This window comes from Paenibacillus sp. FSL R7-0189, assembly GCF_037969925.1.
GTDB classification, from domain to species: domain Bacteria; phylum Bacillota; class Bacilli; order Paenibacillales; family Paenibacillaceae; genus Paenibacillus_AQ; species Paenibacillus_AQ odorifer.
Genome location: NZ_CP150223.1, coordinates 2,992,554 through 3,008,055, shown reverse-complemented (window position 1 = coordinate 3,008,055; position 15,502 = coordinate 2,992,554). Strand labels below are relative to the sequence as shown.

Here is a 15,502-nt window from a genome sequence, read left to right as displayed (position 1 = left end):
TCTATGAGCCATCTTTCGCACAATTACCAGATAATCCTACAACGCCTTAAGTCGCTTTGACTCCATTCTAGAGGACGAGGTTAGCTATTAGCTGTTAGTTGTCAGATGTTTCCCTTCAAGAAATTATTGCTTACAACCTACAATAAAAGCCCCGGCAAGATACCGAGGCCTTATTTATACATAGGTTATATTACTTACTGTTTATTTGGTTTCCGCCGTCTCAAGCATAAGCGCTTCGGTCCGCTCTGTATCACGAATCAGAACCGGCTTCAGATATTTACCTGTGTAAGACTCTGTGACAGTAATGATCTTCTCCGGTGTTCCTGTTGCCAGGACGGTACCACCGCCGCTACCACCTTCCGGTCCCATATCGATGATATAATCCGCTGTCTTGATTACATCCAGATTATGTTCAATAACAAGAACCGATTCTCCGGAATCCACCAAACGATGCAATACCTCAAGCAGACGACCAATGTCATCTACATGCAGACCTGTCGTAGGCTCATCCAAAATATAAAGTGTTTTACCCGTGCTGCGACGGTAGAGCTCAGAAGCCAATTTTACCCGCTGTGCTTCACCACCGGATAAAGTGGTTCCTGGTTGACCAATCTTAATATAACCAAGGCCTACATCCATCAGTGTTTGCATTTTACGATGGATACGCGGGATATTTACAAAAAACTCTGTTGCGTCCTCTACCGTCATCTCTAACACATCTGAAATGTTTTTGCCTTTATATTTCACTTCTAGTGTTTCCCGGTTATACCGTTTGCCTTTACATACTTCGCAAGGGACGTATACGTCCGGCAAGAAGTGCATCTCGATCTTAATGATCCCGTCTCCACGGCAAGCTTCACAACGTCCGCCTTTTACGTTAAAGCTGAAGCGTCCCTTTTGGAAACCACGTACCTTAGCCTCATTTGTCTTGGAGAACAGATCACGGATGTCATCGAATACACCTGTATAGGTTGCTGGGTTGGAGCGCGGTGTCCGCCCGATTGGCGACTGATCGATTTCAATAACTTTATCGAGATTTTCTAGTCCTCGAATTTCTTTATGCTGACCAGGACGCACCTTCACAGCCTTATTCAGCTGCCGTGCCAAACTCTTGTAAAGAATCTCGTTGATAAGCGAGGATTTACCGGAACCCGATACACCTGTCACCGCTGTAAATACACCTAATGGAATCTTCACATTCACATTTTTCAGGTTATTCTCTTTAGCACCACGTATTTCTACCCAGCGATCATCGGTAGGACGGCGTTTAGCAGTAACCGGAATAAATTTACGTCCGCTTAAATATTCACCCGTTAATGAATTCGGATCTTTCATAATCTCTTCTGGCGTCCCTTGAGCCATAACTTGTCCACCATGAATACCTGCGCCCGGACCAATATCAATAATATAATCCGCTGCCATCATCGTATCTTCATCATGCTCTACAACAATTAGCGTGTTACCTAGATCGCGCATATGCGCAAGCGTAGAGATCAGGCGATCATTGTCCCGTTGATGCAAGCCAATACTTGGCTCATCCAGAATGTACAATACACCCATGAGACTTGAACCGATCTGAGTAGCCAACCGAATACGCTGCGCCTCACCACCGGAAAGCGAACCCGCTGCACGGCTAAGCGTCAAATAATCCAAGCCTACATTCACAAGGAATCCAAGCCGATTGCAGATCTCTTTTAGAATGAGGTTGGCGATGGCTGTTTCTTTTTCACTCAATTTTATCTCTTCAAACCAATGCTGGCAGTCTCCTATTGAAAGGTCCGTAACATCAGAAATATTATGATCATTGATAGTCACAGCTAATATTTCTTTTTTCAGACGTTTACCTTTACATACATGACATGGCTTAGCACTCATAAATCCTTCGATAAATTCACGAATACCATCCGAAGCAGTTTCACGGTAACGCCGCTCTAGGTTAGGTATAATCCCTTCAAAGGCAACCATCGCATCTTTCTTTTGACCGAAATCATTTTCATAACGGAAGCGGACCTTCTCACTGCCTGTTCCGTTCAGTAATTTATTCATATGATCAGGTGTCAGACTGCTTACCGGAACGTTCTGTGGAATTTTAAAGTGTTCACAAACCGACTTCAGGAATTGCGGATAGTAATTAGAAGTACTTCCAGTCCAAGCTAAAAAAGCACCTTCTTCGATGGATTTCTCAGCATCAGGAATAAGCAGGTCTGGATCGACCACCATCTTCATGCCAAGTCCATCACACTCTGTACAAGCTCCAAACGGACTGTTGAAAGAGAACATCCGTGGTGCCAACTCTTCAATACTAAAACCACAAATTGGACAAGCAAAGTTAGAGCTGAAAAGCAGCTCTTCCTGGCCGATGATATCCACAAGGATTTTACCGCCCGAAAGCTTAAGCGCCGTCTCCAGTGAATCCGTCAGCCGGGTCTCCACATCGTCTTTAACAACGATCCGGTCTACCACAACTTCTATTGTATGTTTTTTATTCTTTTCTAGTTCAATATCCTCAGACAGATCTCTTAGTTCCCCGTCCACACGCACACGTACGAAGCCTTGCTTAGAGATATCTGTGAAGAGCCCTTTATGCTCACCTTTACGTCCTGAAATGATTGGCGCCAGGATCTGCAACCGAGTTTTCTCGGGATACTGCATAATCCGGTCTACCATCTGTTCAACGGTCTGGGAGGTAATCTCAATACCATGCTCTGGGCAATGGGGATGACCAATACGTGCAAAGAGCAACCGCAAATAGTCATAAATCTCCGTAACTGTACCTACCGTGGAGCGTGGGTTCCGGCTTGTTGTCTTCTGATCTATAGATATCGCCGGAGACAAACCATCAATTGAATCCACATCTGGTTTCTCCATTTGTCCCAAAAACTGACGTGCATAAGCCGACAAAGATTCAACATAACGCCGTTGTCCTTCAGCATAAATCGTATCAAATGCAAGCGATGATTTACCTGAGCCGCTAAGTCCCGTCAGCACGACGAAACGGTCACGTGGAATCGTCACATCGATGTTTTTGAGATTGTGCGCCCTCGCGCCTTTAATTACAATATTTTCGTTCGCCAACGGAACCTCTCCTTTAAAAAACTATTTCAACTTTATTTCAAAATATTCTCAAAGCCTTTTCAAAGCCTTTCGATCCCTCCCAAACCCTCTCTTCCAAGGGAGGGCCCCAAGGGTTGCACCCTCTGGACACCCGCATTTTCTGGAGAAGGAGTATGGTGGGACGTAACTTAGTGACTATAATGCTCAGAGCGCTTATCCCTGCGGGACCGCTTGGACATTCTCGCACTACCTAAAAGCAGGTACAAGCAACTGTCATAGACGTTGCATGGTGCTGTCCCTGCGGGATACGCATAAGTACCAAGTACATTGCGGGCGCTGTCCCTGCGGGATACGTTTAAGTGCCATAAACATTACTGGATACGCGACCCTCTATTGATTCAAAAAGAACGGTCTAGGACAGCACCGTTCAATACCTATTTTAAATATCGGTGATGCATTAATGGTTTGTTACTCAGCCCGAAGCTCCAGCAATGCGTCGCGCAGCTCTGCCGCGCGTTCGAATTGCAGGTTCTTGGCAGCGTCCTTCATTTCAGCTTCCAGACGTTGGATCAGACTTTGTTTTTCTTTCTTATTCATCTTGCCACCAACACCTGTGAGATAATCGGCTTTAGACTCAGCAACCTTCGTCGCCTCGATGATGTCACGCACTTTTTTATTAATGGTGGTTGGGGTAATGCCATGTTTCTCATTATGAGCAATCTGAATGGCGCGACGGCGCGATGTTTCGCTCATCGCTTTCTCCATCGAATCAGTGATCCGATCACCATACATGATTACACGACCCTCAGAGTTACGAGCCGCACGGCCAATCGTCTGAATTAGTGAACGTTCGGAACGAAGGAACCCTTCTTTATCGGCATCGAGAATTGCAACTAAAGATACCTCCGGTAAGTCGAGACCTTCTCTCAGGAGGTTAATCCCTACCAGGACATGGAACGTACCGAGACGAAGATCCCGCAAGATCGCCATCCGTTCCAGTGTTTTGATGTCAGAGTGCATATAACGAACCTTAATACCGATTTCCTTAAAGTAGTCTGTCAGATCCTCCGACATCTTCTTCGTCAAAGTGGTAACGAGTACACGTTCATCACGTTCGACCCGGTCACGGATTTCGCTAATCAGATCATCGATCTGGCCTTCTGTAGGACGAACCTCAATGATTGGATCCAATAGCCCAGTCGGACGGATAATCTGCTGCACCATAGTTTCGCAGTGTTCCATTTCATAAGGTCCAGGTGTCGCAGAAACGTAAATGATCTGGTTCACTTTATCTTCGAACTCTTCGAACTGAAGCGGACGGTTATCCAGCGCAGAAGGCAGACGGAAACCATGCTCTACCAACACTGTCTTACGCGCCCGGTCACCGTTATACATCGCCCGAATTTGCGGAAGGGTAACATGGGATTCATCTACGACAATTAACATATCATCAGGAAAATAATCCATTAACGTATATGGAGTTGCTCCTGGCTCCCTGAAGGTTAGTGGCCCGGAATAGTTCTCAATCCCCGAACAGAAACCCACTTCCTTCATCATCTCAATGTCGTAACGTGTCCGTTGTTCCAGACGTTGCGCTTCCAGAAGCTTGCCTGCGTCACGAAGCACGGTCAGCCGCTCTTCCAGCTCCCGTTCAATATTGACTATTGCTACACGCATCGTTTCTTCCTTGGTAACAAAGTGAGAAGCCGGAAAAATGGCGACATGGTCGCGTTCACCGATCAATTCACCCGTTAAAACATCAATTTCAGTGATCCGCTCAATCTCATCGCCAAACAATTCAACGCGAATCGCATGTTCACCCTGAGATGCCGGGAAGATTTCAACCACATCACCACGTACACGGAATGTTCCGCGTACAAAATTGATATCATTGCGCTGGTATTGAATATCCACCAGTCTGCTCAGAATCTCATTGCGCGGCTTCTCCATCCCAACCCGCAAGGACAACAGCAAGCTTCCGTATTCCATTGGTGAACCGAGACCGTAAATACAAGACACACTCGCTACAATAATAACGTCACGCCGTTCGAACAAGGAGCTTGTCGCGGAGTGGCGAAGTTTATCAATCTCTTCGTTAATGCTGGAATCTTTCTCAATATAAGTATCGGAGGAGGGAATGTACGCCTCTGGTTGGTAATAGTCGTAGTAGCTGACGAAATAGTCTACCGAATTATTCGGGAAAAACTCCTTAAACTCACTTGCCAGCTGGGCAGCCAGTGTCTTGTTATGCGCAATAACCAGCGTGGGGCGATTTAATTTGGAAATAACTTGCGCGACAGTAAAGGTCTTCCCTGTACCTGTCGCTCCCAGCAGCGTCTGGTGCTTCTTACCCTGCCGGATGCCTTGTAGTAATTCATCTATGGCATGAGGCTGATCGCCCTGGGGTGTATACTCGGACTCCAATTCAAAAGTCTTCGTACTGACGACAATATCACTCATTTGCCCGTCTCCCCTCTATCGTCTAAACTAGATTAATATATTATAATTGTTGTCTGAATCTTCTCTCTCCATACGATAGTAAAAAATATGGAAGATAAGAATATGTGTTCCCGTTCATTATACAGTGTTGCTTAGATCGATGCAAACCATAATACACAGAAATGTTAGGAGCTTGAAGCATGGATATTACCGCAATAATCGGCCTAGTGGCCGGACTGGCTGCGCTAATCGGCGGCTACCTCTGGGAAGGCGGAAGCCTTTCCGGACTGCTGCAGCTTAATGCAGCTTTGATTGTATTTGGAGGTACGATTGCCGCCGTAATGATCAGCTTCCCGGCAGCTAAGCTACGCTCCATTCCCACCGCTCTGCGCATGGCTTTTGGCCGCAATCCTGAACGTGATGAAGAGAAGGCAGAAGAGCTTATCGCAATGGCCACAGTGGCCCGCCGCGGCGGCGTTTTAATGCTCGAAAAACAAGCGGAAGCACATCCCGATTCCTTTACGCGCGAAGGACTGCTGCTTATCGTCGATGGCACTGACCCTGAGCAGGTAAGACAGATTTTGGAATTGGAAATGGATGCGAAAGAATTGAAGCATGAAAGCTACGCCAAGATTTTTGAAGCCGCTGGCGGATATGCTCCAACGATGGGGATCATCGGTACAGTTATGGGACTCATTAGGGTACTGGGCAACCTTACAGACCCATCAAATCTAGGTACCTCTATCGCAGTAGCGTTCACTGCAACACTGTACGGAGTAGCCATCGCTAATCTAATATTTTTACCCATTGCTTCCAAAATCAAATCCCGCAGCCAAAGTGAGCTGCATAGCATGGAGATGCTGCTAGTAGGCATTCTTTCTCTACAAAACGGGGATCATCCGTTGCTGGTGCGTAAAAAACTGAACTCCTTCATTTCAGACACCACCACAGATGACCGTGCAGAAGCAAGAGGTTTTATATGAGACAAAGAGACCGGCGCAAACGGCGGGTAGAGAATCGAGAAAGCCGTGATCGTTGGATGATTACTTACGCAGATCTAATTACGCTTTTACTTATATTTTTCGTTATATTGTATGCGATGAGCAGCCTGGACACTGACAAATACAATATCGTAACCGGCTCTTTATCCCAGACTTTCAAGTCGAGCAGCACTGTTCTTGAAGGCGGAGATGGTATTTTAGATGCTGGAAAGACCCCCGACAACAAACCAGAGAGTACAGATGGGAATGGGAACGCAACTGCAAAACCAAATGACGGTTCTGATAAACAAACGGAGAATGAAACACCTTCAGCACGGGAGTTGGCTTTTCGAGAACAAGAGGCGAAGCTTGCTGAGTTAATGGGTGTGATCACCCACTATGTGGAGGAGAATAATCTCGGTGAACAAATATTTGTAGCCGACAAACCGCAGGGCATAGAAATCACGCTCAGCGACCGTTTTCTTTTTGATGTGGGTAAAGCAGATGTGAAGTCACCAGCCCTTCCTGCTCTTCAGCAGTTGTCTGGCTTATTCAAAGATATCGGGGCAACGATCAGCATTGAAGGACATACGGATAATACACCAGTGTCATCAGCTTCCCGTTATAACGACAATTGGGAGCTATCGGGTGCTCGTGCGCTTTCTGTGCTGCGCTTTTTCTTAGATAATGAAGGACTGAACCCGGACACTTTTCAATATGCAGGTTATGCCGATACCCGACCAACAGCAGATAATACTACGGTAGCAGGCAAACAAAAAAATCGACGCGTAGAGATCATTGTACTTCGACAGCTTCAAGAGGTGGAATAAAATATAGTTGTTTGTGCTCAGAGCTAAGTTCGGCGGCTAAGGCCATTTCAATTGCCACATTGACCAACAAAGGGGTTTCACCTAATTTAATTAGGGAAAACCTCCCTGATTATTCACCTATTATCGTATCCAATCGCGGAATGAGGGAATTACTCCCTGATTATTACTCTTTTTAGTCTGAAATAGTGGTTTTACCGAGATGATTAGGGAGGAATTGCCTAAAACCCTAACTCTCAAGCTATAATCGTCTAAAATGAGGGAGGTTTTCCCTAATTCCATACTCCACTAGACCCTCAAACCACTCGATTGAGTTTACGAATACTCGCACAATCTACATAAGAAACACAAACAGCAAGTCCCCAAATCACAGAAACTTGCTGCTAAAAACATCACACTTGATCAGACTATTTCCCGTCCCCAATTTCCAATTATTCAGCAACTAACGCGCTATAACCGGCTGCATCTAACAGACCTTTTACAGCATCAGCATATTCTCCATCAACTTCAATCTCAAAAATCCAACCCCCGCCATATGGCTGATCATTGATAAGCTCCGGACTAGCTTCTAATCCATCATTCACCTTGGTAACCGTCCCAGAGACGGGCGAATACAATTCCGATACCGTCTTAACGGATTCGATACTGCCTACGCTGTCACCGGCCGAAATGGTTGATCCTACCTCAGGAAACTCAACAAATACGATGTCGCCTAATAAATGCTGAGCATGGTCCGTAATCCCAACACGTACTACTCGTCCTTCTACTTGCTGTGCCCATTCATGCTCTTCGCTGTAAAGAAGGTTGTCTAATACTTCACTCATTTCAAGCCGCCTCATTTCCAATTTGGAGTTCTAAATTTAGTTATAGCCTAAGTTATCCCGGCTCACAATGTCAATATTACTAACAGGAAATTTAAATTTGTCATTTTTTCGACGTTTTCTTGTTGACAGCGCCCGACTATACCCGTTTAATGGAGACATACAAGAAGAAATGACGTTGTCGTCTTTTTATAGACAATAACCGTTTCTCGGAGAAATATAAGGATAATGTTTAATGTGAACCATATACTTTCTTATATTTGAAATAAATATAGTTGCGGATGATGGCATAGGGAGAGACTGTCTCACTTGAAGACGGCGCCGAAGGAGTAAGCCCTAACAGGGGTGAATCTCTCAGGCAAAAGGACCTTTGTCGGACGTATCTCTGGAGAGCATCAGACGCAAGGCTAGATGCGTCAGATCACCAACGGGGAAACCTGCAAGCTAGTTACGGCAGGGTAACTCTCAGGTACAAAGGACAGAGCAGAAAGCGATTTGTGCATTTATGCATGATTGCTTCTGCCTGTCCTTTTTTCGTATGTAATCAGATCAAGGGGAGTGACGACATGGATGCTTTGAGAAGAACACCTTTTTATGATCTCTATTCCGCTTATGCGGAATCCAGATGCATTGACTTCGGTGGCTGGGAGCTGCCAGTACAGTTTACAGGTATCGTAAAAGAGCATGAAGCCGTTCGCCAGCAGGCTGGGCTGTTCGATGTCTCGCATATGGGTGAATTCATGGTGATTGGGAGCGGTGCAGAAGCCTTTTTGCAAAAAATGACAACCAATGATGTCAGCCGCCTCACAGATGGTGCGGCGCAATATACGCTGCTCTGTTATCCAAATGGCGGAGTTGTCGACGATCTACTCGTGTATCGCCTAAGCGAAGGGCATTATATGCTCGTCGTTAATGCCTCCAACATCGACAAAGACTTCCAGTGGCTGCAAGAGCATCTGAGCTCTGAATTCGGTGAAGTCACGCTCACTAATGTCTCTGACGAGACGCTTTTGCTCGCCTTGCAGGGTCCTCTGGCAGAGACCATTCTCGCGGAAGTTACTGATGCTCCTATTTCAACACTCAAGCCTTTCCATTTCATCGAACGCGCCACCGTTTGCGGTGTAGAGGTACTTATCTCCCGTACGGGTTATACCGGTGAAGATGGCTTCGAGATCTACGCTCCGCTGGAAGGTGCAGAAACGTTATGGAACGGACTGCTTGCAGCAGGCGCGCCCCACGGATTAACACCTGCTGGACTGGGTGCACGGGATACCCTGCGTTTTGAGGCAAAATTACCACTGTACGGTCAGGAGCTATCCGCTGACATCACCCCGCTTGAAGCAGGAGTACAGTTCTTCGTGAAGCTGGACAAAATAGACTTTATCGGACGCGATGCACTAATACAGCAAAAAGAAACTGGGATTCCCCGTCGCCTTGTCGGCCTAGAAATGATTGATCGAGGCATTCCACGCTCCCATTATCCTGTTTGGGCAGATGGGGTTAAGATTGGTGAGGTCACAACCGGAACACAGTCCCCTACGCTGAAACGCAACCTGGGGTTGGCTTTGATTGATGCTGCTTACAGTGAAATAGGCACAGAGGTTTACGTAGAGATACGCGGCAAGCAGCTTAAGGCTGTAGTGATTAAGGCCCCTTTTTACAAGTATAAACGCCTTTAGCGTCCATATAAGGACGGTGAGCTTTTAAGCGAGAAATAGAAGGATAAAGTATAGCGTGAAAATTGTACTTTCTTATATTTAAAAAAAGCCAAGGAGTGAAACCTTAATGAAGCACCGTTATCTGCCCATGACAGAACAGGACCGCGTAGAGATGATGGAGGCCGTCGGGATTCAGTCTATAGATGAGCTGTTCTCCGATATTCCTGAAGCGGTACGTTACCAAGGCACTATGCCGATGTCTGAACCACTCGATGAATACGCCCTGCTGCGCCACATGAAAGGTTTGGCTGACCAAAATGCCGACTTTGATTCTCACGCCAGCTTCCTCGGCGCCGGATTATACGATCATCACATCCCTGTGGTCATCAACCATGTCATTTCCCGTTCTGAATTCTACACTGCCTACACTCCTTATCAACCGGAGATCAGCCAAGGTGAGCTGCAAGCGATCTTCGAATTCCAATCCTACATTTGCGAACTAACCGGTATGAAAGTTGCCAATGCCAGTATGTATGATGGCGCTACAGCTTTATCCGAAGCAGCGGTTCTCGCGGCTGGTGCTACCAAACGCAAAAAATTAATCGTCTCCCGTACCGTTCATCCTGAGGCTCGCCAAGTGCTATGTACTTCGGCTAATGCTTGGGGTCTGGAGGTGGTGGAGATTGACTATAAAGACGGTGTTACCGATCAAGCTAAACTCGCTGAAGCTATCGATGGAGATACTGCCGCAGTGCTTATTCAATCGCCTAACTTCTTCGGCAGCATCGAGGATCTTCGCTCGGTTGAGCCGCTGATTCACGCGGTTAAAGGTCTTCTTGTAGTCAGCGCGAACCCAATAGCTCTAGGTGTACTTGAAACTCCGGGCAAACTTGGAGCCGACATCGTAGTGGGTGATGCTCAGCCACTTGGTATTCCAGCTTCTCTCGGGGGTCCAACTTGCGGATTCTTTGCCGTAGCTGATCACCTGATGCGCCGCATGCCAGGCCGGATCGTTGGCCAAACGGTAGACCGTAACGGTAAACGTGGCTTCGTTCTTACACTTCAAGCGCGTGAGCAGCATATTCGTCGTGAAAAAGCGACATCGAATATCTGCTCCAATCAGGCGCTGCTGGCTCTCTGCGCATCCGTCTACTTGTCCGTTATGGGCAAAGAAGGCATGCGTGAAGTAGGCGAGCTAAATATTCGCAAAAGCCATTACGCTGCTAATAAACTCAGCGGACTAACAGGTGCTGAACTTGCCTTCTCCTCCCCATTCTTTAACGAATTTGTCGTGAAGCTTCCTGAAGGCAGCAGTGTGGCCTCTATTAATTCGAAGCTGCTGAAGGAAGGTTATCTTGGGGGTTATGATCTGGGTCGTGATTATCCTGAACTTGCTGGACATATGCTGGTTGCCGTAACGGAAAAAAGAAGCAAAACCGAAATCGACCAATTCGCTAGCGCACTGGAGGGCTGTTTATGAAACCGGAGCAAAGTCTAATTTTTGAATTAAGCCGTCCGGGCCGTTCGGCCTATTCTTTGCCACTATGCGATGTGCCGCAGGAAGAAACCTTGGAATCCCTAATTCCATCGGATTTACTCCGTAGCGAACCCGTCGTACTTCCAGAAGTATCGGAAGTGGATGTCATTCGTCACTACACTTCTCTTTCACGTCGCAACTTTGGTGTAGACAATGGCTTCTATCCACTCGGTTCATGCACGATGAAATACAATCCGAAGATTAACGAAGATGTTGCCCGCTTCTCCGGCTTCGCCAAAATTCATCCCTACCAACCGGAAGAAAGTATTCAAGGCGCACTGGAATTAATGTATACCCTACAAAATGATCTGTCCGCGCTGACGGGCATGGATGCAGTATCCTTACAGCCTGCCGCAGGTGCTCATGGTGAATGGACCGGCCTCATGATGATCCGCGCCTACCATGAAAGTCGCGGCGAGACGCGTACTAAGGTTATCGTGCCGGATTCCTCGCACGGAACCAATCCTGCTAGTGCCTCAGCAGCAGGACTTGAAACGATCACGATCCCTTCCACAGATAAAGGAATGGTTGATCTTGAAGCACTGAAGGCAGCCGTCGGTAGCGACACAGCCGCACTGATGCTGACTAACCCAAGCACACTCGGCTTGTTCGAGACCCAAATTGTCGAGATTGCTGAGATCGTGCATGAAGCAGGGGGCTTACTCTATTACGATGGAGCCAACTCCAATGCCATTATGGGCATTACCCGCCCTGGCGACATGGGCTTTGACGTTGTGCATCTGAACTTGCATAAGACAATGAGCACCCCACATGGCGGTGGCGGCCCTGGAGCCGGACCAGTCGGCGTAAAATCTATCCTCATTCCATTCTTGCCACAACCTACTGTGGTAAAGAATGAAGATAGCAGCTTCTCACTTCACTTCGGTGGTCCTGAATCTATTGGACGCGTGAAAGCTTTTTATGGAAACTTTGGTATTCTGGTTCGTGCCTATGCCTATATCCGGACCTATGGTCCAGACGGACTGCGTGAGGTATCCGAAAATGCTGTGCTGAATGCGAACTATATGATGCACCGTCTGGCGCCGTATTTTGAAATCCCATATCCGGGTGTATGTAAGCATGAATTCGTGATGTCCGGCAAAAACCTCAAGCAATATGGCGTGCGCACCTTAGACGTTGCTAAACGATTGCTCGACTTCGGCTACCACCCGCCAACCGTGTACTTCCCTCTGACTGTTGAGGAATGCATGATGATCGAGCCGACGGAAACCGAAAGTAAAGAAACGCTCGACGGCTTCATCGATACGATGATTCAGATTGTGAAAGAAGCGCAGGAGACACCAGAAATTGTAATCAACGCACCGCATACCACAGAGATTAGCCGTTTGGATGAGACACAGGCTGCGCGTAAGCCAGTTTTGAATTGTTCTTGCGGTTAAGTACTTATCAAAAAAATGTTCTAGACAGATAAAAGCCATCCTCCGTTGTTGATTAATTTCGGAGGATGGCTTTTATATCTTATGTACAAACGAGTATTTTGATGTTTATCATCAAAATTTACAACTTAAGTATTTCTATCAATTCCCATCTCTCGCTGATATCCATCTTACTATAAATACTCTTAACGATATTCCGCACAGTCCCCTCTTTCACATTAAGGTCATTGGAAATTTGCAACGCACCTTTTCTTAGTGACCAGTGATACGCTACCTCCCTTTCTCTGGGCGATAATCGATACGAATCACACTTTTCCTGAAATCTGTACTCAATTAACTTTGGGCTTCGTTCCTTCAACTTCAGAACAATCTTTTCGGATAATTGTTTAATAAAGAGAATCGAAAAGCCAATTTGCCTCTCGGCTTCAAATGAAATGTCGATATATCCACATATACAACCATTTATCATTATAGGAGCGCATACACAATTCCACTCTTTAAACATTGGCATACTATGCTCTTCTCCACGCACTACTGCAATTGATTTAACCTCCATCGCTAGTGAAACTGCATTTACTCCAGAGAATTGCTTCGAAAGGTTAGTTCCACTCCTAATTCCAAAATGATCTACTTTCTTCTGAAACGCTTCGAAAGGAGCAACAATATTAATAATATTGCCGGCTTGATCTGTTAAGAAAAAAACAAAGGGCAATAAGAGAAATTCCGTTACTTTCGCCAATTCTGAATGTAGTACTTCAACCAATACCTCGTAGGGAACCAGCTCTTCTATAGAAAAGGATTTTTCTGTTTTGAGGTTACTCCAAGGTTGGCAAAATTCACACAAGGAATTATTAGATTTTTTATCTACATCATCTACCGTAAACCAAGCTCGTTCACATTCAAGAATATCCAAAACAAACCATTCTCCCAACTTATGGTATTAATTAAACAGAGCATAACACTCCATTCAAAAGAAAACAATGACATAAGTCGTGAGGTTTGTGTTAGATCAAAAAGATAAAAAATTGTTAAATAAAGTGGATTTATTGTAAAAAAAATATATTTTAGCACAGATTAACTCAAAAGGGAATATGTACTGAGGGATATGTATCTTAATAGATATTCTAGTTACTATAAAGTTATTAATCCACTCATCAGGGAGTTTAACAATTACGATAGGTTTGTGAAAATTCACATAGTTATGATCTTTTTTAGGAGGTGCTGAATTGTTTGAAATTCAAAAAAATCAAGAAATTTTGCTTGAAAATGTCCTTTCCGTTAGAAAGAAGATGAATCAAGAAGAATTACAAATAGAAATAGCTCAAACTGCAAAAATAATAGAAAAATATCAAGCAGTGAAAGCAGGACCCCTTATTACGAGCACATTCTCGGCGGAGATTGTTAATGGGGAATATTTAATGGACATGGAGATTATGATTCCTCTCAATAAGCCTTTTCCATCAGATCAAACTTATAAACACAAAAAAATTTTCCACTTAGTTAATGCCCTATCCTGCAGATTCATGGGGAACCCTGTTGGAGTACAAAGTACATATGAATCTATTATAAAGTACATATCAGATAAGGGACTTCAACAAATCACAGCATTTTATAATGTGTACACTTCAGATAACTCTGAAGCTTCCTTAGAAAAAATGATTATTGACATTTATGTAGGTGTAAATCCATCTATTTTATAAAAATGAGGAGCCGGCTATGAAAAAAAAAATAGTGATTTTCTGTTTTAGTATCACATTAATTTTCACTATCTTGAGTTTTATTTATTATATCGATACCTTTCAAGATACTACAATTACTGTATTAGGAACTCTTTTGATTTTGAATCTATTTATCATCAGTGAATGGAATAAGCTTAGACTGGGAAATCAAAATATTAAGCTTTGGAAGGTGTATTTTTCAGTTATTTGCTCAGGAATTATATTGATAGCCAAAATGAATAGGATTACTAATGGTCCCATATGGATACCCTTTTGTTTCACAGGATTTATCGCTCTCATATTAATTGGATTGAATTTTCTAGCCAAACACGAAAAATGAATATGGAATTAAATCAGGGATTTTCATTTGATCATTCACTCCCGATTTAATATAAATCATGATTAAAGGAGGTGACATAATGGAACTCAGTTTTAATCATAGTACGTTTGAAGAACTTGATTTATCTTCGTTGATGGATCTTAATGGTGGTGGCTGGTTAACTAAAGCAGTCGGCGTAGCCTCTTCAGTAGTGGGCGTTGGGGTTGCTGCTGCTGGAGTACCAGCAATCGCTAGTAGCTGCGCAATCTTAGGAGCAATTGCCACAGTACCAGCTCTTCCTGCATTAGGTTTAGCTGCTGCAGTAGCAGGCGTAGGAGTCGCAATATTTGGATAAGGGGGGATTGAATTGGAAATTTCAAGTAGTGGTTTTGAATTATTAAAAGGATCTGAATTGTACGATATTCAGGGCGGTGCTCTTTGGGGACAAATTGCAACTGGTATAGGTGGAGTTATTGCTGGAGCCACTTTAATAGCAGTTGCGGCAACAGCACCAGTTAGTCTTCCAGTAGTAGCAGCATGCGCCTTTGGCTATACTGCCTTAACTACATCTAGTATCATTGTAATTTCCGCAGGAATTGCTAATAAAAATATATAAAACACTTTCCTGAATATTTAGTAGCTCCAAGAGAATAAATATCATTCACTTGGAGCTTATTATGATTTCTATTAGGTCAGAGAAGCAATCTTCTAGTGAGGCTTATTTACAAAAAGATTTTGTTTCAGTTACGAAA

Annotated in this window: 12 protein-coding genes and 1 riboswitch; of the genes, 8 read left to right on the top strand and 4 right to left on the bottom strand. The window is 44.8% G+C overall.

Annotation, left to right across the window (positions count from 1 at the left end; all coding sequences use genetic code 11):
• Positions 1–201: 201 nt before the first annotated feature.
• On the bottom strand, positions 202–3,075 hold the full coding sequence (uvrA, locus tag MKY63_RS12925; protein WP_036678625.1) for an excinuclease ABC subunit UvrA: 2,874 nt from the start codon (positions 3,073–3,075) through the stop codon (positions 202–204).
• Between the two features lie 447 nt (positions 3,076–3,522).
• Entirely contained in the window at positions 3,523–5,514 is a 1,992-nt protein-coding gene (gene uvrB / locus MKY63_RS12920; protein ID WP_036678623.1) for an excinuclease ABC subunit UvrB, read from the bottom strand.
• A 179-nt stretch (positions 5,515–5,693) separates the two neighbouring features.
• Between uvrB and MKY63_RS12915 the strand changes: the two genes are divergently transcribed.
• Together MKY63_RS12915 and MKY63_RS12910 are read left to right on the top strand one after the other, a co-directional pair.
• Entirely contained in the window at positions 5,694–6,476 is a 783-nt protein-coding gene (locus MKY63_RS12915) for a flagellar motor protein (RefSeq protein ID WP_036678620.1), read from the top strand.
• On the top strand, positions 6,473–7,303 hold the full coding sequence (locus tag MKY63_RS12910; protein ID WP_036678617.1) for a flagellar motor protein MotB: 831 nt from the start codon (positions 6,473–6,475) through the stop codon (positions 7,301–7,303). Before MKY63_RS12915 ends, MKY63_RS12910 begins: the two co-directional genes overlap by 4 nt.
• 428 nt (positions 7,304–7,731) lie before the next feature.
• On the opposite strand, the gene gcvH is transcribed toward MKY63_RS12910, so the two are convergent.
• Entirely contained in the window at positions 7,732–8,124 is a 393-nt protein-coding gene (gcvH, locus tag MKY63_RS12905; RefSeq protein ID WP_036678614.1) for a glycine cleavage system protein GcvH, read from the bottom strand.
• Between the two features lie 278 nt (positions 8,125–8,402).
• Positions 8,403–8,501: riboswitch (glycine riboswitch) on the top strand.
• Between the two features lie 186 nt (positions 8,502–8,687).
• On the opposite strand from gcvH, the gene gcvT reads away from it, so the two are divergent.
• From gcvT to gcvPB, 3 genes are all read left to right on the top strand, one after another.
• The gene (gene gcvT, locus MKY63_RS12900) at positions 8,688–9,800 is read left to right on the top strand and encodes a glycine cleavage system aminomethyltransferase GcvT (protein ID WP_036678612.1); all 1,113 of its coding nucleotides are present in this window, start codon (positions 8,688–8,690) and stop codon (positions 9,798–9,800) included.
• A gap of 106 nt (positions 9,801–9,906) precedes the next feature.
• Positions 9,907–11,259, top strand: a complete 1,353-nt coding sequence (gcvPA, locus tag MKY63_RS12895) for an aminomethyl-transferring glycine dehydrogenase subunit GcvPA (RefSeq protein WP_036678609.1) — start codon at positions 9,907–9,909, stop codon at positions 11,257–11,259.
• Complete coding sequence (gene gcvPB, locus MKY63_RS12890; RefSeq protein WP_036678605.1) at positions 11,256–12,716, top strand: aminomethyl-transferring glycine dehydrogenase subunit GcvPB; 1,461 nt, start codon at positions 11,256–11,258, stop codon at positions 12,714–12,716. Before gcvPA ends, gcvPB begins: the two co-directional genes overlap by 4 nt.
• A gap of 118 nt (positions 12,717–12,834) precedes the next feature.
• Here the strand turns inward: gcvPB and MKY63_RS12885 are convergent, their stop codons facing one another.
• Positions 12,835–13,626, bottom strand: a complete 792-nt coding sequence (locus tag MKY63_RS12885; RefSeq protein ID WP_036678603.1) for a helix-turn-helix transcriptional regulator — start codon at positions 13,624–13,626, stop codon at positions 12,835–12,837.
• A 313-nt stretch (positions 13,627–13,939) separates the two neighbouring features.
• On the opposite strand from MKY63_RS12885, the gene MKY63_RS12880 reads away from it, so the two are divergent.
• The 3 genes from MKY63_RS12880 to MKY63_RS12870 all read left to right on the top strand — a co-directional run bounded on the left by MKY63_RS12880 (position 13,940) and on the right by MKY63_RS12870 (position 15,366).
• Positions 13,940–14,413, top strand: a complete 474-nt coding sequence (locus tag MKY63_RS12880; RefSeq protein WP_051491031.1) for a hypothetical protein — start codon at positions 13,940–13,942, stop codon at positions 14,411–14,413.
• Positions 14,414–14,850: 437 nt separating this feature from the next.
• A complete protein-coding gene (locus MKY63_RS12875; RefSeq protein ID WP_036678596.1) occupies positions 14,851–15,105 on the top strand; it encodes a hypothetical protein in 255 nt (84 codons plus the stop codon).
• Positions 15,106–15,117: 12 nt separating this feature from the next.
• Positions 15,118–15,366: a hypothetical protein gene (locus MKY63_RS12870; protein ID WP_036678593.1), complete on the top strand. Its 249-nt coding sequence runs from the start codon at positions 15,118–15,120 to the stop codon at positions 15,364–15,366.
• Positions 15,367–15,502: the final 136 nt, after the last annotated feature.